Source organism: Commensalibacter sp. M0355, from assembly GCF_016101365.1.
Taxonomy (GTDB): Bacteria; Pseudomonadota; Alphaproteobacteria; order Acetobacterales; family Acetobacteraceae; genus Commensalibacter; species Commensalibacter melissae.
This window is the reverse complement of record NZ_JACFQQ010000001.1, coordinates 19,327-39,473: the sequence shown is the minus strand read 5'-3', so window position 1 is coordinate 39,473 and position 20,147 is coordinate 19,327. Positions and strand designations below refer to the sequence as shown.

The 20,147-nt window shown below is 35.2% G+C and carries 16 protein-coding genes and 1 tRNA gene; 14 read left to right on the top strand and 3 right to left on the bottom strand.

What is annotated here, in order from left to right:
• The first annotated feature begins 109 nt into the window (after window positions 1-109).
• The 4 genes from H3T44_RS00165 to H3T44_RS00150 all read left to right on the top strand — a co-directional run bounded on the left by H3T44_RS00165 (window position 110) and on the right by H3T44_RS00150 (window position 5,397).
• Complete coding sequence (locus tag H3T44_RS00165; RefSeq protein ID WP_232347495.1) at window positions 110-1,378, top strand: replication-associated recombination protein A; 1,269 nt, start codon at window positions 110-112, stop codon at window positions 1,376-1,378.
• A 5-nt stretch (window positions 1,379-1,383) separates the two neighbouring features.
• Entirely contained in the window at window positions 1,384-2,358 is a 975-nt protein-coding gene (locus H3T44_RS00160) for an RluA family pseudouridine synthase (RefSeq protein ID WP_198195454.1), read from the top strand.
• A 127-nt stretch (window positions 2,359-2,485) separates the two neighbouring features.
• Window positions 2,486-4,642, top strand: a complete 2,157-nt coding sequence (locus H3T44_RS00155; protein ID WP_198195453.1) for an AsmA family protein — start codon at window positions 2,486-2,488, stop codon at window positions 4,640-4,642.
• A 29-nt stretch (window positions 4,643-4,671) separates the two neighbouring features.
• Entirely contained in the window at window positions 4,672-5,397 is a 726-nt protein-coding gene (locus H3T44_RS00150; RefSeq protein WP_198195452.1) for an ATP12 family chaperone protein, read from the top strand.
• A 44-nt stretch (window positions 5,398-5,441) separates the two neighbouring features.
• Here the strand turns inward: H3T44_RS00150 and H3T44_RS00145 are convergent, their stop codons facing one another.
• A complete protein-coding gene (locus H3T44_RS00145; RefSeq protein WP_198195450.1) occupies window positions 5,442-6,623 on the bottom strand; it encodes a bifunctional 2-C-methyl-D-erythritol 4-phosphate cytidylyltransferase/2-C-methyl-D-erythritol 2,4-cyclodiphosphate synthase in 1,182 nt (393 codons plus the stop codon).
• A gap of 132 nt (window positions 6,624-6,755) precedes the next feature.
• On the opposite strand from H3T44_RS00145, the gene dusB reads away from it, so the two are divergent.
• The 7 genes from dusB to hflX are packed head-to-tail and all read left to right on the top strand — an operon-like array spanning window position 6,756 to window position 15,633.
• On the top strand, window positions 6,756-7,799 hold the full coding sequence (dusB, locus tag H3T44_RS00140; RefSeq protein ID WP_198195448.1) for a tRNA dihydrouridine synthase DusB: 1,044 nt from the start codon (window positions 6,756-6,758) through the stop codon (window positions 7,797-7,799).
• An 8-nt stretch (window positions 7,800-7,807) separates the two neighbouring features.
• Window positions 7,808-8,911, top strand: coding sequence for a nitrogen regulation protein NR(II) (locus H3T44_RS00135; protein ID WP_198195446.1), 1,104 nt, complete (start codon window positions 7,808-7,810; stop codon window positions 8,909-8,911).
• A 17-nt stretch (window positions 8,912-8,928) separates the two neighbouring features.
• A complete protein-coding gene (locus H3T44_RS00130) occupies window positions 8,929-10,389 on the top strand; it encodes a sigma-54 dependent transcriptional regulator (protein ID WP_198195444.1) in 1,461 nt (486 codons plus the stop codon).
• Window positions 10,359-12,605: a PAS domain-containing sensor histidine kinase gene (locus tag H3T44_RS00125; protein WP_198195442.1), complete on the top strand. Its 2,247-nt coding sequence runs from the start codon at window positions 10,359-10,361 to the stop codon at window positions 12,603-12,605. The genes H3T44_RS00130 and H3T44_RS00125 overlap by 31 nt, the downstream gene beginning before the upstream one ends.
• The gene (locus H3T44_RS00120; protein WP_155565442.1) at window positions 12,595-14,004 is read left to right on the top strand and encodes a sigma-54 dependent transcriptional regulator; all 1,410 of its coding nucleotides are present in this window, start codon (window positions 12,595-12,597) and stop codon (window positions 14,002-14,004) included. Before H3T44_RS00125 ends, H3T44_RS00120 begins: the two co-directional genes overlap by 11 nt.
• A 54-nt stretch (window positions 14,005-14,058) precedes the next feature.
• Complete coding sequence (hfq, locus tag H3T44_RS00115) at window positions 14,059-14,331, top strand: RNA chaperone Hfq (protein WP_122124269.1); 273 nt, start codon at window positions 14,059-14,061, stop codon at window positions 14,329-14,331.
• A gap of 12 nt (window positions 14,332-14,343) precedes the next feature.
• The gene (hflX, locus tag H3T44_RS00110) at window positions 14,344-15,633 is read left to right on the top strand and encodes a GTPase HflX (RefSeq protein WP_198195441.1); all 1,290 of its coding nucleotides are present in this window, start codon (window positions 14,344-14,346) and stop codon (window positions 15,631-15,633) included.
• A gap of 7 nt (window positions 15,634-15,640) precedes the next feature.
• Here the strand turns inward: hflX and H3T44_RS00105 are convergent, their stop codons facing one another.
• Window positions 15,641-16,807 (bottom strand): hypothetical protein, encoded by a 1,167-nt coding sequence (locus tag H3T44_RS00105; RefSeq protein ID WP_198195439.1) that lies wholly within the window; start codon window positions 16,805-16,807, stop codon window positions 15,641-15,643.
• A 97-nt stretch (window positions 16,808-16,904) separates the two neighbouring features.
• Here H3T44_RS00105 and H3T44_RS00100 point away from each other — a divergent pair, with 97 nt between their 5' ends.
• Window positions 16,905-17,738: an SDR family oxidoreductase gene (locus tag H3T44_RS00100; protein WP_198194826.1), complete on the top strand. Its 834-nt coding sequence runs from the start codon at window positions 16,905-16,907 to the stop codon at window positions 17,736-17,738.
• A 4-nt stretch (window positions 17,739-17,742) separates the two neighbouring features.
• Here H3T44_RS00100 and H3T44_RS00095 read toward each other — a convergent pair.
• A tRNA-Cys gene (locus H3T44_RS00095) sits at window positions 17,743-17,817 on the bottom strand.
• A gap of 136 nt (window positions 17,818-17,953) precedes the next feature.
• Here H3T44_RS00095 and H3T44_RS00090 point away from each other — a divergent pair.
• Complete coding sequence (locus H3T44_RS00090) at window positions 17,954-18,601, top strand: protein-L-isoaspartate O-methyltransferase (protein ID WP_122123565.1); 648 nt, start codon at window positions 17,954-17,956, stop codon at window positions 18,599-18,601.
• 54 nt (window positions 18,602-18,655) lie between these two features.
• Entirely contained in the window at window positions 18,656-20,119 is a 1,464-nt protein-coding gene (locus H3T44_RS00085; protein ID WP_110437977.1) for a TolC family outer membrane protein, read from the top strand.
• Window positions 20,120-20,147 lie beyond the last annotated feature (28 nt).

The following is a 20,147-nucleotide window of genomic DNA, read 5'->3' as shown; positions in this document are numbered from 1 at the left end:
TTGACAAGTTAATTCGGAATTCCTCATGATCTTTTCCGCATCAAAGAATGACAAGGATCTTTTTGCCTCCGATCACACCTTTTTTAGTGAGAATTCAAATAAGAAGTCAATGATTGATAATAAGGTTCCTCTGGCTGATCAATTGCGGCCAGTGGAATTGGAGGAAGTTGTCGGACAAAATCATTTGGTTGGTAAAAAGGGCATTATTACCCGTATGATTAATCATGGTACTTTATCAAGTTTGATTTTGTGGGGTTATCCTGGAACAGGGAAAACGACGATTGCCCGGATTATTTCCCAGTATACAAATTTGAGATTTGTTCAAATATCCGCAATTTTTTCCGGGGTGGCAGAATTAAAAAAAATTTTTGACGAGGCAAGAAAATATAGACAACAAACCGGTAAGGGTAGCCTATTATTTGTGGATGAAATTCACCGTTTCAACCGTACTCAACAAGACAGTTTTTTACCCGTTGTTGAAGATGGAACTATTGTTCTGATAGGGGCGACCACTGAAAATCCATCTTTCGTGTTAAATGGTGCTTTGTTATCCCGTTGCCAATTGATGGTACTGAAACGTCTTGATGAAGAAGCGTTGAAACAACTCATTCAGCGTGTTGAAATTAATACTGAAAAGAAATTGCCTCTTACGGATAAAGCCTTACATGTTCTTATTGCCATGGCAGATGGAGATGGTCGCTATCTCTTGAATATGGTAGAACAATTAATCAAACAAAATTTTGATCATAAAATTGATGAAAATGCGTTAAATGAATTACTAAGCCAAAAAGCAGTATTGTATGATAAGGATAGGGATGGGCATTATAATTTGATTTCAGCCCTGCATAAATCACTTCGAGGTTCGGATCCCGATGCTGCCTTGTACTGGTTCGCGAGAATGTTGGAGGGTGGAGAGGATCCAAGATATATTGCAAGACGATTGACCCGTTTTGCATCGGAAGATATTGGATTAGCCTCCCCTAATGCTCAGATACTGGCAATTTCAGCTTGGGAGAGTTATGAACGGTTAGGATCACCTGAAGGGGAAATCGCATTGGCTGAATTGGTAGTTTACTTGGCAACAGCACCAAAGTCCAATGCTGTTTATAAAGCCTATAACAAAGCGAGAGCGGTTGCAAAAAAAACGGGAAGCTTGATGCCACCAGCCCATATATTGAACGCGCCAACCAAAGTGATGAAAGAACTTGGTTATGGCAAGGGATATCAGTATGATCATGATACAGAAGAGGGATTTTCTGGACAAAACTATTTTCCTGATCGTATGAAACGTGAACAGTTTTATTTTCCCACACATCGGGGAACAGAAGAGATCATTTCAAAACGTCTTGAACAGTGGAATAAACTTAGAAATAAATAGATTATATGAAAATTTTAAATATTACAGTTAAAGATGAAGATGGTGAAGTGCGTCTTGATCGTTGGGTAAAAAGAAATTATCCTCAATTTACGCAGGGCATGATTCAAAAATTGTGCAGAACCGGTCAAATAAGGGTTGATAAAAAAAGAATTCAGGCATCTACACATTTGAATACTGGAAAAGTTGTTCGGCTTCCTCTTGTTGAAAAAGATGTTCTATTTTCCAAGAAAAATCATGACATGGATTACAATTTTTCAAAAAAAGTTAAAAGCTGGATTATTTATGAAGATAGTGATTTATTTGTTATCAATAAACCGTCCGGTATTGCTGTTCAGGGAGGTAGTAATGTAAAATATCATATTGACGGAATGCTTGAAGCATTGAGGGAAAATAGTAACTATCGTCCCTGTTTGGTTCATCGTTTGGATAAAGATACTTCCGGTATATTATTGATTGCTCGTCATCCAGCTGCTGCAGCAAAACTAACTGCTGCGTTCAGAGGCAGGGCAGTAAAAAAAATATACTGGGCCATTACATCAGGTCGTCCCATTTCATCAAGTGGTAGGGTGACGCTTCCATTATTGAAAGTTGAACGTCCGGGCGAATCATATGTCGTTGTTTCAGAAGACAGTAAAAATGCGCAAAAAGCTGTAACGGAATATATGGTTAAAGATTATGCCGCCAGGAAATTTGCCTGGGTCGAATTATATCCCCTTACTGGACGCATGCATCAACTTCGTGTTCATTGTTCGGCCATGAATTGTCCTATATTGGGGGATAGAAAATATAATCAAGTGAATGGCTCACTCGAAGGTTTTCCAGAATTACTACATCTTCATGCCCGCGCAATAATCATTCCTCATCCCCAGGGTGGATATCTGGAGGTTGAAGTTGAATTGTCATCCCATATGAAAGAAACATTTAAGAGATTGGGATTTGATATGCCATCCGGTAATTGTGTCAAAGTTAATAAAAGATAAAAAATGTAATTGAAAATATTTCATTTGAAAAATTAGTTTTGTTTTATGATTGCATAAAAAAACCATCATGTTATTTCTGATTAGTTTATATTTTTAACTTACCATTATTAAATGAATCCAAAGATTAATGATGCTAAAAAAGAAAAAGATATTTATTGGTGTTTTGGGAGCCTCTGTATTATTGATAGCGGGAAGTAACCTTGCAATCAATTACATGATTGACCGGCAAAAAATCAATGATCAATTATCAGAAATAATTGAAAAAAAAACAGGACGAAAAGTCCATTTAAATCATTTGTCTCTTCAATTGGTTCCCTGGCCTGAAATCAAAGCATCAGATATTGCTTTGGCAAATATAAAAGATGGCAAGGCTGATTATTTCATTCATGCAGGGAAATTTTCAGCGAAAATTAATTTATTGTCTTTGTTAAAAAAAAATATCAATATTCATGCATTGGAACTTTCAAATGTAAAATTAAATTTGGAAGAAAATCAAGAAGGTATAAAAAACTGGGAATTTCATCCCTATAAAAAATCAGATATTCCGTCTGAAAAAAATAAGAAAAAAAATAAGAAAAAATGGACAGTTAATTTCAGGACAATCAATTTCAGTCATGTTCAGACATGTTACGATAATTTTAAAAATAATAAACATGCCCATTTTCTTTTGAAAACTGTTGATATTGATCAGTTTGAAGGTAATAAGATACGTTTTGAAATTAATGGACATAATCATCAAGCGAATTTTTCATTATCTGGGCGTATCAATCATGCGGATGCTTTGCTATTGCATAGAAATGTAGTTTCTTCATTTCCTGTTAAATTCCAAATGGTTTTAACAGAGTATTTTCAAAATCAAAATGTCGGAAATATACATGTCAATGGAACTGTAAAAGATTCTATCAATTTGAAAAATTTCTCAATATCGGCAAGAGGCGCGATTCTAAACCTGCAGAACCTTAATTTGTTATTCCCACATGCCAATTTACCATTGGTTGAAAATATTACCTTCAATACGCTACTTGAAGATGTTGATACAGAAACGGAGAAAAATTCAAAACCAAAAATAAAACTGTTACAATTAAATATGGGTTATATTCCAATTAGGGAATCATACAAAGATTTCGATTTGACGAATGTCCAAATCATAGCCAATCAGTTTAATGAAAATATAAATATCCAGTTTAAGGGAAAAGTGAATGACAATATATTCAGTTGGGCTGGCGATTTGGGAACATTGAATAATTTTCAACAAATATTGTTTTCAGATAATCTCAAGGAAATACCCATAAAGGGAAATTTATCATCAGATAATTATTCAGCACAGATTCACGGGACAGTGGGAGGAAAAAATCCATCTCTCAAAATAAAATTAAATGCATTAAAAATTGACCATCAATCTTCTAAAAATGGTTTTGTTGAAGCACATGATATATTTTATAGTGGTAAAATATATTTGCCTTTTAGAGTTGACATTCAGTCAATCAATCATATTCGTGATGAAATTTTGCACAATTTGGGTGCAGAAGGTAATATAAACGGTAAAAATCTTCAATTTAATCAATATAATTTTAATAATTTTTCAGGATATTTTAATTGGAATAACAATCAGTTAAAAATTAACAATGCACAGTTCATTAATAAACAAAATCATCTTAATCTTGATATCTCCTATAATCATAACAATGATGATCAAAAACTGTATGTTACGATCCATCCATCCGTTTTTCCGATGGAGTGGCTGGAACAAAGATATAAGTTGGCAGAATTGTATAGTGGTCCTATTGAAGTGACTGGAAATATTTCAGCTAAAGGTTCAAATTATGATCAGTGGATTCATTCAATGGTTGGACGCGTTGGAATGGCCGGAATTGGAGGAATCGTCAAGGCTGAAGGATTAAGACATTATCTAGGTAAAGCGGCTGATACTTTGCCATTGAAAAAAAATCTTTCAACGCAATGCTTGGCGGTACATCTTAACCTGAAAAATGATCAATTATATTTTGATACATTTACACTTCAGGCTAAAAAATTTGCCCTGAATGGAACAGGGTATTATTTTATACCCGCACATCAAATTGATTTTCATATTGTTCCCGATATTTCATTGGGTTCATTCAGTGCCTCCGTGCCAATCATTATTAAAGGCAATCTTGACAAACCGATTATAAACTTTGAAAAAAATAAAGATAAGGTTTTTACCCTAAGTATTAATACGATAAAAAAAATGCTTGAACGCACCGATTATTGTTCAGATTCCTTATCAAAAGCTAGAGCACAATAATTATAAATACCTGATATTGGAAAAATTATATGAACAAACCATTAAAATTGCGCCGTTTTTGGGATAAGGCAACTTATATCAAAGATGATGATGGTTTTAGGATATATCTTGATAAACAATTATTACGTCTTCCGCAGAAATCGATACTAAAAGTATCTAACGAAACGCTAGCAAAAAGAATAGTAGATGAATGGCAAAATGCCGGTTGTAAAAAAGGAGATATTTTTTCATTTGATTCTTTACCCATTACGCGAATAATCAGTACTCTTATTGAAAAAATCAAACCTGATCGTAAGAAATATATTGATGTCCTTCTTCCCTATGTAAATGGTGAATTGCTTTGCTATCGTGCGGAAAAACCTAAACAATTAGTAAATAAACAAAATCAGCTATGGCAACCTATTTTGCAATGGATTGAAGAGTTTTTACATATAACCTTTAGGGTGACAAAAGGGGTTATGCCTATTGTGCAGGATAAACAAACAATCAATAAGATAAAAACATATATTATGAGGCTTTCTGATGAAGAATTGACTTTTTTTGCTGTAATTATACCATTATTGGGAAGTGTTGTATTATCAATTGCCATTTTTGAAAGAAAGTTATCAGCACAAGAAGGATTTGAGTATGCTTATCTGGATGAACATATTCAATCTCAAATTTGGGGTTATGATGCAGAACAACAACAAAGATTAAACCTTATACAGAAAGAAATCAATGAATGTGTAGATTATCTTGAATATATCAATAATTGAGGTTTAAATAAATTGATTATCAAACCTCAAAAATATATTGAAAGTTAAATTTTAGACCAAGTTTCCTCTTCTGGCATAAGCAAACATATTACCGCTTGACAGGCAATACCTTCCTGGCGGCCTGTAAATCCCAGTTTTTCGGTAGTTGTCGCTTTAACGGATATAGCTGAAAGTTTGAGTTGCAACAATTCTGAGATCTTTTGCCTCATTGAATCGATATACGGACGCATTTTCGGTTTTTCACAAATCAGGGTAATATCCAGATTACTTATTTTACCACCACGTTCTATTATGCGTTTTCCGGCATGAACAATAAATTTTTGGCTATCCGCATTTTTCCATTGAGGATCAGAGGGAGGAAAATGACTGCCGATATCCCCTTCAGCCAAAGCACCATAGATAGCATCACATAAAGCATGCAGAGCAACATCGGCATCTGAATGACCTGCCAATCCATGTTCATAGGGTATATTAATACCGCACAGGATCAATGGACGATCTTTTTCAAAAGCATGCACGTCAAAACCGGAACCTATTCTCGGAATCATCACTTTAGTCATAAGGCATTCCAATCGTTTCAAATCATTTTTGTAGGTTAATTTAATATTGTTTTCATCACCCATGACCAACATAACGGGTAATCCCGCCTGTTCAAAAAGCGCTGCATCGTCTGTCGCTCCTTTGGAGAATGAACCGCGATGAATTTTAAGTAATTGGCGAAAATTAAATCCTTGAGGTGTTTGTGCACGATATAAATCATCTCTCGAAACTGTATACTCAATAATATTTTGTTTAGATTTTTTAAGTGTTTCAGCAACAGGAATGGCGGGAATAGCTGCAGGATATTGTTTAAGAGCGTCAATTACCTTTGTAATAATCTCAGATGATACATTCGGTCTTGCTCCATCATGTATTAGAACAATATCAGGCTGTTCAGGTTCGGGAAGTTTTGACAATGCTTCCAGACCGGCCTTTACACTATCCTGTCGTTCTTCCCCCCCTTGAATGATTGGTAAAATCTTATTACTTTTTAGATCATTTAAAACTGGAGACAGCAATGAGGCATCACCTACGGGCTGTACAAGATCAACATGAGGTAAAAATGCTTTGGCGGCATGAAAGATGACAGGATGACCCAGCAATTGAACATACTGTTTTGGTAACGTTCCATTTTGATTGAACCGTTTACCTGAACCGGCAGATAGAAGAATAAGGGCGATGCGCATAATAACTGAATTGTATAAAAAAAGATATTTTTGTTAAACTATAATTAAAGTAAAAGGCTTTATTAATCATGTTTTAAATAATAAATCAATTGTGATAAATTTTACTAAATCAAATTGAAAAAAATACCGAAAATGATTACAGATACCGCTAAAGACATTCCTTATTTGAAACCGATTTGCCTTGCTGGGGATAAAATAATCAACTATCCTGTTATTCTGGCACCTATGGCAGGAGTGACAGATTTTCCATTCAGACAATTGGTCAAGAAATTCGGTGCGGGTCTGGTTGTTTCCGAAATGATAGCTTCATGGGCCATGATTCGTGAAAACAAGACAACGTTGCAAATGGCTGAACCCATTACAAAGGGCTTGAACTCTACCCAATTGGCCGGTTCAGATCCTCAAGCCATGGCTGAGGCGGCACGAATCGCTGTTGATAAAGGCGCTGATATTATTGATATTAATTTTGGCTGCCCCGTCAAGAAAGTGGCTGTGGGTCAACAAGCTGGCTCAGCCCTGATGAAGGATGAATCAAAAGCATCAATTATATTGGAAGCAGTGGTTAAAGCTGTTGATGTTCCGGTTACGCTTAAAATGCGTATGGGATGGGATCATCAATCCCTAAATGCCCCGCAATTGGCCAGAATTGCTGAAGAATGTGGGATTAAAATGATTACAGTGCATGGCAGAACACGACAGCAATTATATAAGGGGAAAGCAGATTGGTCTTTTGTGAAGTATGTTAAGGAAGCTGTTAAAATTCCAGTAATCGTTAACGGTGATATTGTTGATTTCAATACTTCTGTGATTGCTTTGCAACAATCAAAGGCTGACGGAATTATGATTGGACGGGGTGTTTACGGAAAACCCTGGCTTTTATCCAAGATTATCCATTACCTGCAATGCAAGGATATTCCAGCACCTATAACCTTGCAGGAAGAAAAAGAGATCGTTCTATCTCATTATGATTCCATGTTAACCTATTATGGGGAATATTCTGGATTAAGATTGGCCCGTAAACATTTATCATGGTATTGTGCGGGCTTACCTGATTCCGCTTCATTCAGAGCGTCAATTAATAAAATGGACAACGCCAGGGATGTAATTTATGCAATTAACGAATTTTATGATATCCATAGTGATGAATTTTTAATAAGGCATGAATTTGTTAATTGAAATTTATGATGAGCAAAAATATTCATGTTTTTACAGATAGTAATGAGATAATTGAGGCTTTACCTTTTCCATTGGTGATTATCAATCAATTCGGAAAAATTGTTTATCTGAATCATCAGGCAGAATTGTTTTTGAATATTTCCAGAAAATCTGCCCATTGTTGTGAATTGAATGATTTTTTTCTGGAAAATATATCTTTTTCAACATTGTTTTCGCAAGTAAAAGAAAATAGACGTATTGTTACGCAATACGGAATGAAATTAAGATTGAAAAACGGTAGTAATAATAAAGAATTTTTTCTTTCTCTGGCCCCAGTTGAAAATAATGATGATTTATATATCGTTACATTTCATGATCATTCCTTACTCAATATAATCAGGAATTCACGGGAAACAACTGATTTCAATCAGATTGAAAAAAACCTGGCACTAACGCTTTCGCATGAAATAAAAAATCCATTATCGGGTATTCGTGGTGCGGCACAATTGCTGCAACAAACTGTTGCAAATGAAGATAAAAAGCTAACCGGCTTAATTTGTACAGAAGTTGAGCGGATAAGTAATATGCTTGATAGATATATTGATGAAACGCATAAACATATCAAATATTCGAAGTTGAATATTCATGCTATTTTGAATCATGTTATTCAAATCGCAAAAAACGGTTTTGCTAAAGATATCAGAATCAATGCATTATACGATCCATCTCTACCTTTAATAATGGGCGATAAAGATGCATTAATACAATTATTTCTTAATCTTATCAAAAATGCTTCAGAAGCATTGCAAAATTTTGATAATCAAGATGAAATAAGTATAATAACTAAATATCAATCAGATTTGATGATAAAAGAGGCGTGTCATCACTATAATTTTTTACCATTATTGATTGTTATTAGAGATACTGGAGCAGGCGTATCTGAAAAAATAAAAGATCATCTTTTTAATCCGTTTATTAGTGACAAGGAAAATGGATTGGGAATCGGATTAGCTTTATGTAAAAAAATTGTTCAAAATCATGGAGGTATGATTGATGTTGAACGAAATAAGAAATTCACTGATTTTAAGATATATCTTCCCATCAAACAATCCAAATCGAACCTGAGATATTAAGTTGTAATTAATTAAAAATGGTTATAAAAAAATCAACAATCTTAATTCTGGATGATGATACCTCGATCAGAACAGTTTTAAGTCAGGCCTTTACACGACTAGAATATAATGTAATGGCAACGTCAAAAGTTGAATTGGGATTGGATTGGGTTAAGAAAAATAAAGTTGATCTTGTCATAACAGACATAATGATGCCTGATATAAATGGCTTTGATGTTATTGATAGGATTAAATCATTTAATATTGACATACCCATTATTGCTATAAGTGCATTATCAACACTTTCAACGGCATTAGAGGTTGAAAGAAAGAATATTTTTGAATATTTCCCAAAACCATTTGACCTTAATAAGTTAATTGCAACGGTACAAAAAGCATTAAAATCCTTAAAGGTCAATTTTTACAATTTTGACGGAATTATTCATGAAGAAAATTTACCCTTAATTGGTCAGTCAACAGCGATGCAGGAATTGTATCGTATGATCGCTAGGCTAATTCAATCTGATTTGACTGTTCTTATCACGGGAGAAAGCGGAACAGGTAAAGAGCTCGTTGCAAAAGTTTTACACAATTATGGTAATAGAAAAAACAATTCATTTATAACGATAAATTTGGCTATTTTACAGGATGATGATATTGAAAATGAGCTTTTGAAATATACTCCTTTTATTCTTGAAAATAAAAAAGAAGTAGACAATCTGGAGAAAAACTATAATGGTACAATATTTTTGGATGAAATAGGTGAGTTATCACTATCTGCTCAATTTCATCTTTTGAAATTTCTTGAAAAAAATTTTTGTTTTTCAACGAATAATTCAAAAACAAAAAAATACCGTATCATAGCGACGTCAAAAAACAATTTATTTGAGTTGGTTAAAACCGGGCATTTCAGAGAAGATCTCTTTTATTGTTTAAATATTGCACCATTATATCTTCCACCTTTAAGGGAGAGAATTGAGGATATACCTTTACTTATCCAACATTTTTTAAAAAATGATCAAAATATTATAAATTTTTCTAACGAAACTATGGATTATTTTTTGACTTATAGTTGGCCAGGAAATATTCGTGAATTAAAAAATATCATAACTCGTTTATTGATTTTATATCCCTATGAAACAATCGAGGTTGATTTTGTAAAAAAGATTTTAAATGATTCTTCCATGATTGATAAATCATTCAAGTTGGACAGATTAAAACCTTTGTCAAAACTGATTGAAAGTCATCTAAACCGTTACTTTATTGAAAATAAAGGTCAACCAATTTCAAATTTACATGAAAAAATTATAATGGAAGTTGAGCGACCATTGATTGAAATGGCCCTTGTGGAAGCTGAGGGTAATCAAATAAAAACGGCTTCGATGCTGGGAATAAATCGAAATACATTACGTAAAAAAATGAAAATGTTTAATCTTCTCGAATTGAGTAAAAAACATAAAGGCTCAACATGTCTGGAAAAATCTATAAACAGAAAGTGAATAAGGTTACTGAAAAATTTTCTAATAGAAAAGCCACTATTTTCTTGGTTGTGCTGGCCTTGATTTTTACAATCATAACTTTTGTTATTCTTTCAGGTGGAATTGTTACATCTCATAAATCATCTGTACAATTTGTTATCTTAAGTATTAACGGATTTGTTCTTGTTTTATTGATATTAGCTTTATTCTTTTGTATATTTCGTTTGATTTCCGAACATAGACGACGTTTGGTTGGTTCAAAAATACATATCAAGCTAATTGTGTTATTTAGTATTATTGCTATAGTTCCAACCATCTTGGTTGGAATTTTTGCGACAATTTTATTTCATTTTGGCATTCAAAACTGGTTTAATAACAGGGTAAGCACAGCGCTTAACGAGGCTTTGCTAGCTTCAAAAGGTTATTTACAGGAACATAATGACAATATACGCACTGAAGCCTTTTCTTTAGCCAATTATATACAAGGTATTCAAAACAATTACGCTCAAGCAGGTCAGGATCTATATGATGATGGTAATAGCCTCGATCAGATTCTTGATTCTCAAGCAACATTAAGAGGATTAAACGCTGCCTTTGTCTACAACTCTTTTACCCAAAAAATAATTGCGTCGGGTGGTTTATTCAATAATACATCATACGCCAAACAATTACCTCGATCAGCGACCTTGATGTCGCATAATGATGTGGCAATTTTGGATTCACCTGATGAGGAAACAGTTCGTGCTGCCATTTCTATTAACGATACCCCGCCGCTCGTTTTACTGATTATAAGGCCTGTTGATCCAGTTATTCTTAATCATATGCATAAAACTGAAAAAGTTGTTATGCAGTATAATGATTTGAACAACAAAAGTTCAAAAATTCAGGTGATGTTTGTAATTATATTTGCATTGATTGCATTGCTTGTTGTTTTAGTGGCGATTTTGATAGGGCTTTTTATTGCCAATCAAATTGCTCGTCCTGTCGGGTTATTGACGTTAGCCGCACAAAAAATCAGTAAGGGTAACCTAAATGTTAGGGTACCTGAATATGGTAAGGATGATGAAATAACCGATTTGGCACGTGCCTTTAATCAAATGACCAATCAACTTTCTGTCCAGCATAAAGAACTTATAGAGGCCAATCAGCAAATTGATGAACGCAGACGCTTCACCGAAGCGGTTTTATCCGGTGTTTCCAGTGGAGTGATTGGGTTGGACAAGCAGGCAGTAATTGAATTGCCTAATCGATCAGCAAATCAGCTTCTATCTATTGATTTAATGAATTATATAGGACATAAAATTACGGATGTTGTACCAGAATTCTCTCCTTTGTTATCAATTATTTCCGAAGAAATAGATATCATCAATAACAATCATAAATTAATTCAAAAGGAAATTCAGATCAAAACCTCTGCTGGGAGTAGAATGTTGCTTGCTCAGATTGGGCCAGAAATCAGGGGAAATGAAATTGAGGGATTTGTAATTACCTTTGATGATATAACGGATTTACAAGCGGCGCAGAGAAAAGCCGCTTGGGCAGATATCGCCCGTCGAATTGCGCACGAAATCAAAAACCCCTTAACACCTATCCAACTTTCTGCAGAACGACTTCGAAGACGTTTTCTTAAAGAGATATCCAAAGATCAGGATATATATAATCAGTGTATTGATACAATTGTACGTCACGTTGGTGATATAGGTAGAATGGTGGATGAGTTTTCATCTTTTGCTCGACTTCCCCAACCTGTTATCAAAACAAACGAAGTGACACGCATTATTAGGGAAACATTATTTCTTCAGCAGAATGCACATTGTGAAATAAGATATCATACGGATTTGCCCAATGACAAAATTGAAATGAATTGTGATGCGCGATTGATAAGTCAGGCTCTGACTAACTTGTTTCAAAATGCATCAGATGCTATAAATATGAAAAATGAAAAAAGTAACGGTCATGAAAATTACATAGGAAATATTTGGGTTACATTAGAGTCAAATAAGAATACTATTATCATCTCAGTAAAAGATGATGGAATTGGTCTTCCACAGGAGGGTAGGTTAAGATTAACTGAACCTTATGTAACCCATAAACCTAAGGGAACAGGATTAGGTCTCGCTATTGTAAAAAAAATTATGGAAGAACATAATGGGACATTGCAGTTAAAAGATCGGATCGAAGGTCGGGGAACAATATCAATTTTGACTTTTCAAATACGAGGACAATATGACGCATGAAATTTTAATCGTCGATGATGAGCCAGATATTAGACTACTCATTGAGGGAATTTTACAAGATGAGGGGTATGAAACTCGACTTGCCGGGGATGCGGATTCAGCGATTAAGGCTTTTCATGCAAGAAGACCTTCCTTAGTTATTCTTGATATATGGTTGCAAGGGTCAAAAATGGATGGTTTGGAAATTCTTAAACTCATACAAAATGAAAAACCTGCTGTTCCCACTATCATGATATCAGGTCATGGAACAATAGAAACTGCTGTTTCCGCACTTCAGCATGGTGCATATGATTTTATTGAAAAACCCTTCAAGACAGATCATCTGCTAGTAGTAGTCCGTCGTGCTCTGGAAGCTGCAAAATTGGCAAGGGAAAATGAAGAATTACGTTTCCGAAGTGGATACGAAGTTAAATTAAATGGACAAAGTCAAACTATCAATTCTGTCAAAAGTCAAATTGAGCGTGTTGCGCCAACGAATTCTCGAGTTTTAATTTATGGTGCGCCGGGTACGGGAAAAGAAGTGGCTGCTCGAGCTATACATAAATTATCCAAAAGAGCAGAGGGGCCTTTTTTTGTATTAAATTGCGCAACCCTTTCCCCAACAAGATTTGAAGAAGAATTGTTTGGTATTGAGGGCAATACACTAAATAATTTGCAAAGACGTACCGGTGTTCTTGAAAAGGCTCATGGAGGTACGCTGGTGTTAGATGAGGTTGCCGATATGCCTCTTGAAACACAGGGAAAGATTGTTCGAGCATTACAGGATCAAACATTTCAACGTGTTGGCGGTTCCAGCCGCGTTAAGGTTGATGTGAGGGTTATTGCCATTACGAATAAGGATTTAAACCAGGAAATTGCCAATGGAAGATTCCGCAAGGATTTATATTATCGTCTTGCAGTTGTGCCTTTGAAAATTCCAAGCTTGAAAGAAAGAAGAGAAGATATACCTGAACTCGCAACTTTCTTTTTGAAGCATTATTCTGAATTAACCGGAGTGCCAGTCATTGAATTATCAGCAGATGCTCTAACAACCTTACAGACTTATGAATGGCCAGGAAACGTACGTGAATTACGCAATTTAATGGAACGGCTATTAATCATGATGCCTGGAAATGTTAATGAAGCCATCCGTACTGATATGTTGCCATCAAATGTCGGTCAAAACGCACCGGGTTTATTGAAAATCGATACACAAACTGATATCATCAGTCTTCCATTAAGAGAGGCTCGTGATATTTTTGAAACGCAATATTTACAAGCTCAATTAATGCGGTTTGGTGGCAATATCAGTCGGACTGCTGGTTTTGTTGGAATGGAACGAAGTGCTTTACACAGAAAATTGAAACAGTTAGGAGTTACCGGATCAGAAGAAAGAAATAATAATAATATAAATAATTAAACTGTTAATATATGCAAGTTTCAATTTCATAAAGTGATTGGTAAAGGTTTTATTTTGTCAAAAGATACATATCAAAATATTCAAGATGTTTTTTTAAATCAGATCCGCCGTTCCAAAGTTTCAGTTACTGTTTTCTTAGTGAATGGCGTGAAATTACAGGGAATCATTTCTGGATTTGATAATTTTTCCATATTATTACGTAGAGAAAGTCATGCGCAGCTCGTTTATAAACATGCTGTAAGTACGATTATGCCCTCGTCACCTGTTCAACTCCCCTTTAATGCACCTGCAGCGACTTCAACTTCCACAACATCTGAAGAAAAGTGAGAATTTATATTTATGATTGAATCCGATTCAGTGAAATCATCAAATTTTGCTGCAGTCATTGTTCCATGGGATGTAAATCTAAAACAAAATGATAGGAATTCTAAATCTAGGCTTGAAGAGATTGTTGGATTAGTATCATCTATTAAAATTGATATTGTCTATAGAGAGATTATAAATATTCGGTCATTCCGTTCTTCAACCTTAATAGGGCGGGGAAATATCGAAAATTTAAAATCTGTTATTATTGAGAAAAAGATTCAAGTTGTTATTTTTGATGCACGTTTAAGTCCAATTCAGCAACGAAACCTTGAAAAAGAACTTAATTGCAAGGTTATAGATCGAACAGCCTTAATACTGGATATTTTTGGTGAAAGAGCGCAGACCAGAGAAGGTGTGTTACAGGTTGAACTTGCCCACCTACAATATCAGCGTAGCCGACTAGTTAGATCATGGACTCATTTAGAAAGGCAGAGAGGAGGGTTTGGGTTTATGGGGGGGCCCGGTGAAACCCAAATTGAAGCAGATAGAAGGCTGATTGATGAACGGATTACTCGTTTAAAAAAAGATCTTGAACAGGTTCGAAGGACAAGAGGATTGCATCGTAAGGCTCGAAGAAAAGTCCCTTTTCCTATAATTGCCTTAGTTGGCTATACAAATGCAGGAAAATCCACTTTATTCAATCATTTGACAGGGGCTTCTGTTCATGCTCAGGATCAACTTTTTGCTACACTTGATCCAACCATGCGCAAGATTGATCTGCCATCAGGAAAAACAGTCATTCTTTCTGATACAGTTGGTTTTATTAGCGACCTCCCAACCGAATTGATAGCTGCTTTTAGAGCAACGCTTGAAGAAATTTCCGAAGCGGATATCATATTACATGTAAGAGACATTTCACATCCAGAGACCCGTCAACAACAACGAGATGTTTCTTCTGTATTGGACATGATGGTGAAAGATGATGTATTGAGTGAAAACTGGAGGTCATCGACAATTGAAGTTCTCAATAAAATCGACCTCGTAGATTATACTGAATTAACAGGCAAAAATGATAATATTGTCGGTGTATCTGCCTTGACAGGACAAAATCTACCCTCGCTCATTTCTAAAATTGATCAAAGATTGCAATGTTCAATGGAAAAATTGACATATGCTATTGATATTGTTGATGGTTCAGCTTTAGCATGGCTTTATGATCATGGAGAAATTCTTGAGCGTCATGATAGCGAAAAAATCATTCAGGTAACGCTGTTACTTTCTCCTATAGATAGAGCTCGATTTGAACAGCTTTATACGTACTAAAATTTTTTTATATTTTCATTTCATACATTCGATGAATTTTATTGGGTTCTTGAACAATCCGTTCAATTAAGTTTCGCATACCATGATTTGTTTCCAAAATCCATCCCAATTCAATTGTTTTATAGGGTAAGGCTTCTCCACGTTCAAAAAGTTCGGATATAACCAATGATGGCATCAAAGCTCCCAGAGCTGTATCTCTTATGGATCCACTTATACCAAGCAAAATAACGCGGGCTGAATGAAATTGGTGTCGCAAGATTCGATAAATCAATTTACTATATCCCAAAAGGGATGGATCAGGTCCGATATCAATGATTAAATCATAAATATTGGGAATTACCAAAGCAACAGCCACTGGAATATAATTTTGTTCAACCAGAACAAAATTATCAGGTTTTAGCATGGATTTTAAATCTTTAATTAATACAGACATCTCGATTGAGGTGAGAGGAACAAAGCCCCAAGTATCATGCCATGCATCATTGTAAAGTTGGCGAAGAATTTCACCATCCCGCGCAATTTCTTTTGTATTTAATTTTCTGGTTGTAATGTTACCCAATTTTCCACATCCCATTTTCAAACCTGCAGGTATTTTATGGGCCTGTTTAGCTCGTGGACCGAATTTCATCTGATATGAAAGTAGATCCATGGCTTTTTCAAGACCGACTGCTTCAATATGGTGATGAAGCCAGGTTGGATGCCAGGGAATGGCAACGGTTGGTAAGACATTTTGTCCTGTTATCATTATCCCTATTTCAGAATTGGCATTTAGAGTATAAGGTCCCCTGATTTTTTCCATGCCATTATGTTTCAACCATTTGGTTGCGGCGTCTATTAATTTTTTTACGACGCATAAATCATCAATTGCATCCAATGCACCGAACAAACCGACAGGTTCCTTCCATTGTCTTAACGCATTCGGATCAATTTGTGCAGAAATACGTCCAACAGGTTGATGATTTTTATATGCTATGAAATATTTTGCTGAACCATATCGAAAAAAAGCTGATTTTTTTGGATCTAATAAGCTTGATTCTTGCCAGTCCAAGGGAGGGACATATCCAGATAAACCTTTATATAGAAGACGTGGCAATTGAATAAAAAGTTTAAGCTGTTGTTTGGTTTGAACAGGAACAATATCAATATTATTGATGGAGCAAGAATTAAAGGACATGTAAAAACCATAGAAATTATGAATTATTATTTTTGAATTTTACCAATGTAAACTATAAAATAGCATTTTCTGCTTTTATATATAAAAGGATTTTGTCTTGATAGATATAAATTTATCAAAAAACAATCAAACCTTAAATTATCAACCAAAAACTCAATTTAATTCTGCAAAAAATATTCTGATTACCGGGGCTTCCAGTGGAATAGGCCAATCGTTGGCAATAGCATGTGCAAACAAAGGCAAAACTCTTTTTTTATGGGGTCGTTCTCAAGAAAAGTTGGATAGAACGGCACAATTATGTCTAAACAAAGGGGCAAAGGTTCAAATATTTAGTATCGATCTTGCAGATTCAAAAAATAGCTTACGCCAACTGGAAACATTATTAATCAATTATACAATTGATATGGCAATCATGGCTGCCGGTTCAGGGGATATAAGGGAGGATAAAAACAATTTGGAAAGTGATGAGTTATTATTGAAACTGATGCATTTGAATTATGTAACACCATGTGTCATGGGTAATAAAATAGCTCAACAAATGATTGATCGTGGAATTTATGGACAATTGGTCTTTGTCGGTTCGGTTGCTGCATTTCATTCATTGCCTTTTGCAACTGCCTATAGTAGTTCAAAAGCCGGTTTAAGTCGTTTTGTTGATTCTTTGAGAATTTCCGTGAAAAAATGGAATATAAAAATCACTTTAATCACTCCTGGATTTGTCGATACACCCATGAGCCAAAGGTTGGAATGTAACAAACCTTTTATGATTTCATTAGAAACCGCAACTCAAAAAATAATTAAAGCGGTTGATGAGGGAAAAACAGAGCTAATTATGCCTAAATTGTTTGTTTATCTAAAATGGATTGATCTTGTTATGCCTAACAGATTAAAAGACTTTATTCTCTCTCGTCTTAAAGTGAAACAATCTTAAGATCTGGAGGTCCGGGAGGGAATTGAACCCCCGTAAACGGATTTGCAATCCGCTGCATGAGCCACTCTGCCACCGGACCATTTGATCAAGCTATTGCCTATATCAATGAAATTGGTAAAAAGGTCAAGAAAAAAATGTATAAAAACTTTACTTTTCATATTTGAGTAGTTCATGGTATTAATTTTGAAAGCATAGATATAGAGATTTTATAAACAATGACCCATCCGAATTTTGATTTTGTTCAGGCCCGGCAAAACATGATTGAAAATCAGTTACGTCCAGCTGAAGTCAGTCATGTTAAATTAATAGAAATAATGCGTGTTTTACCACGCGAATATTGTGTTCTGAATAACCAAAAAGAAATGGCTTATTCAGATATTAATATTTCACTTTTTGATCAACGGTATCTTAGTGAGCCAAGAGTGCTTGCCAGACTTGTTCAACTAGCAAATATTGAGGCAAAGCAAAAAATATTGGTTATTGGTGCAGGGACAGGATATCTTTCAGCCATTATTTCCTTAATGGGTGCGGAAGTATATGCATTGGAAGAAAATGAAAAGTTGTCTGTTATTGGAAAAAAATTCTGTAATGAATATGCATCTGACGTGCAATGGTGTGATGGAATATTACAGGATGGATATCCAAAAAATAAATTTTATGATGCCATAATAATTGACGGCTGTATTAAGGAAATTTCAAAAAAACTGATTGATCAATTAAATAAAAATGGTCATATTATTACGGTATTAAAAAAAGATGGTGATATAGGTCATGCAGTTACAGCAAAAAAGACTGATGAAGGTATAGTAATACAAAAAAGTTTTTATGCTGCCTTACCTTATTTACCAGAATTCATGAAATAATTTATATTTTTTAGCTGCTATTTTATTTTGAAGTGTTATTAATAAGGTATTATCATGATCGTCAATCGTAATTTTGGAATAAGTTTATTAACATTTTTTGCATCGACTACTGTATATGCTCAAAATTATGATGGATCAGGTATGCCAAGTTTTATTCCGCATACGCTTGAAGAAGCTCTGGCGACAGCTTATCTAACCAATCCAGATTTGCAACAGGAACGTGCCAGCTTGAGAGCCGTGGATGAACAGGTTTCGACTGCACATGCAGGTTGGAGACCAACTATCACGACAGGTTTGACTGGTGTTGTGACAGAGGGTTATAACTTAGGTGTTTCCGAACCGGCATTAGGTGCTGCAGGGGTTCATTATCCTAAATCTACTACAGAACAAAAATCAGGTGGACGACTTGGATATGGTGCAAATGTTAATATAACACAACCTATTTATCAGGGTGGGAAAACGACTGCTCAAACGCATGAAGCAATAAACAAAGTCATGGCTGAAAGGGCAAAACTTTTATCAACTGAACAAAAGGTTTTTAGCAAGGTTATTGATGCTTATGTAGCTGTTATACAATATCAGCAGCTGTTACAGATTAATATTAACAATGAAAAAATTCTGGCTGAACAGGTCAAGGCCACACATCAGCGTTTTAATCTTGGAGAAGTTACGCGAACCGATTCTGCACAGGCGGAAGCGGCATTAGCCGCAGCACGAGCACAGCGTCAAACGACTGAAGGAGATTTGCGGGGTGCTGAGGCAACCTATACCCAAGTTGTGGGGATTGCGCCAGCTCCTAATCTCAAACCACCTCAACCTCTGATTTTACCGATCAAAACAGAACAGGAAGCAATTGCACAGGCAGCATCAAACAATCCAGACGTGATTTCAGCCCTGTTTACTGAAGCATCACAAAAAGATGATGTAAATGTGGCTATATCGGAAATTATGCCTAAGCTTAATGCTTCTTTATCCTATCAACGCATGGTCAATCAAGGAGTAGGACAAAATACATCAGATCAAAAAATGGGTATGTTGCAATTAAACATTCCCATTTATCAAAGTGGTGCGGAATATTCTAAAATACGTGAAGCAAAACAGTTAGCTCAGGCTGCACATCGTCAAGTCAGTTCTCAACGAAGAAGTGCCATGCAACTTGCCTCTACAAACTGGCAAAAATTAATGGCAGCCAAAGCAGCCATAGCAAGCAACCGTGCCGCCATTGCGTCAAATATTATTGCTTTAGCTGGTGTTGAAAAACAGGCTGTTGTTGGAACAAGTACAACATTGGAAATGTTACAACAGCAACAAACCTTGTTAAATTCACAAACCACACTTATTCAGAATTTAAGCTCAATGGTAACGGCATCTTATAGTATTGCTTCAGCCATTGGGCGTTTAACAGCACAAGACCTTAAACTGAATGTTCCCCATTATGATTATACAGCATATTATAATGCTGTTAAAAACAGATGGTGGGGTATGAGTGACTACGCACAGGATCAACCTGGACGTTAATAATTTTTCTTTAGTATAATAAAAATAA

Bases quoted from the DNA above. Each gene is read 5' to 3' on its own strand.
- H3T44_RS00150 (WP_198195452.1), top strand. From the start codon at position 4,672: ATGAACAAACCATTAAAATTGCGCCGTTTTTGGGATAAGGCAACTTAT.
- H3T44_RS00135 (WP_198195446.1), top strand. From the start codon at position 7,808: ATGAGCAAAAATATTCATGTTTTTACAGATAGTAATGAGATAATTGAG.
- H3T44_RS00160 (WP_198195454.1), top strand. From the start codon at position 1,384: ATGAAAATTTTAAATATTACAGTTAAAGATGAAGATGGTGAAGTGCGT.
- dusB (WP_198195448.1), top strand. From the start codon at position 6,756: ATGATTACAGATACCGCTAAAGACATTCCTTATTTGAAACCGATTTGC.
- H3T44_RS00085 (WP_110437977.1), top strand. From the start codon at position 18,656: ATGATCGTCAATCGTAATTTTGGAATAAGTTTATTAACATTTTTTGCA.
- H3T44_RS00145 (WP_198195450.1), bottom strand. From the start codon at position 6,623: ATGCGCATCGCCCTTATTCTTCTATCTGCCGGTTCAGGTAAACGGTTC.
- H3T44_RS00120 (WP_155565442.1), top strand. From the start codon at position 12,595: ATGACGCATGAAATTTTAATCGTCGATGATGAGCCAGATATTAGACTA.
- H3T44_RS00165 (WP_232347495.1), top strand. From the start codon at position 110: ATGATTGATAATAAGGTTCCTCTGGCTGATCAATTGCGGCCAGTGGAA.
- H3T44_RS00105 (WP_198195439.1), bottom strand. From the start codon at position 16,807: ATGTCCTTTAATTCTTGCTCCATCAATAATATTGATATTGTTCCTGTT.
- hflX (WP_198195441.1), top strand. From the start codon at position 14,344: ATGATTGAATCCGATTCAGTGAAATCATCAAATTTTGCTGCAGTCATT.
- H3T44_RS00090 (WP_122123565.1), top strand. From the start codon at position 17,954: ATGACCCATCCGAATTTTGATTTTGTTCAGGCCCGGCAAAACATGATT.
- H3T44_RS00130 (WP_198195444.1), top strand. From the start codon at position 8,929: ATGGTTATAAAAAAATCAACAATCTTAATTCTGGATGATGATACCTCG.
- H3T44_RS00125 (WP_198195442.1), top strand. From the start codon at position 10,359: ATGTCTGGAAAAATCTATAAACAGAAAGTGAATAAGGTTACTGAAAAA.
- H3T44_RS00155 (WP_198195453.1), top strand. From the start codon at position 2,486: ATGATGCTAAAAAAGAAAAAGATATTTATTGGTGTTTTGGGAGCCTCT.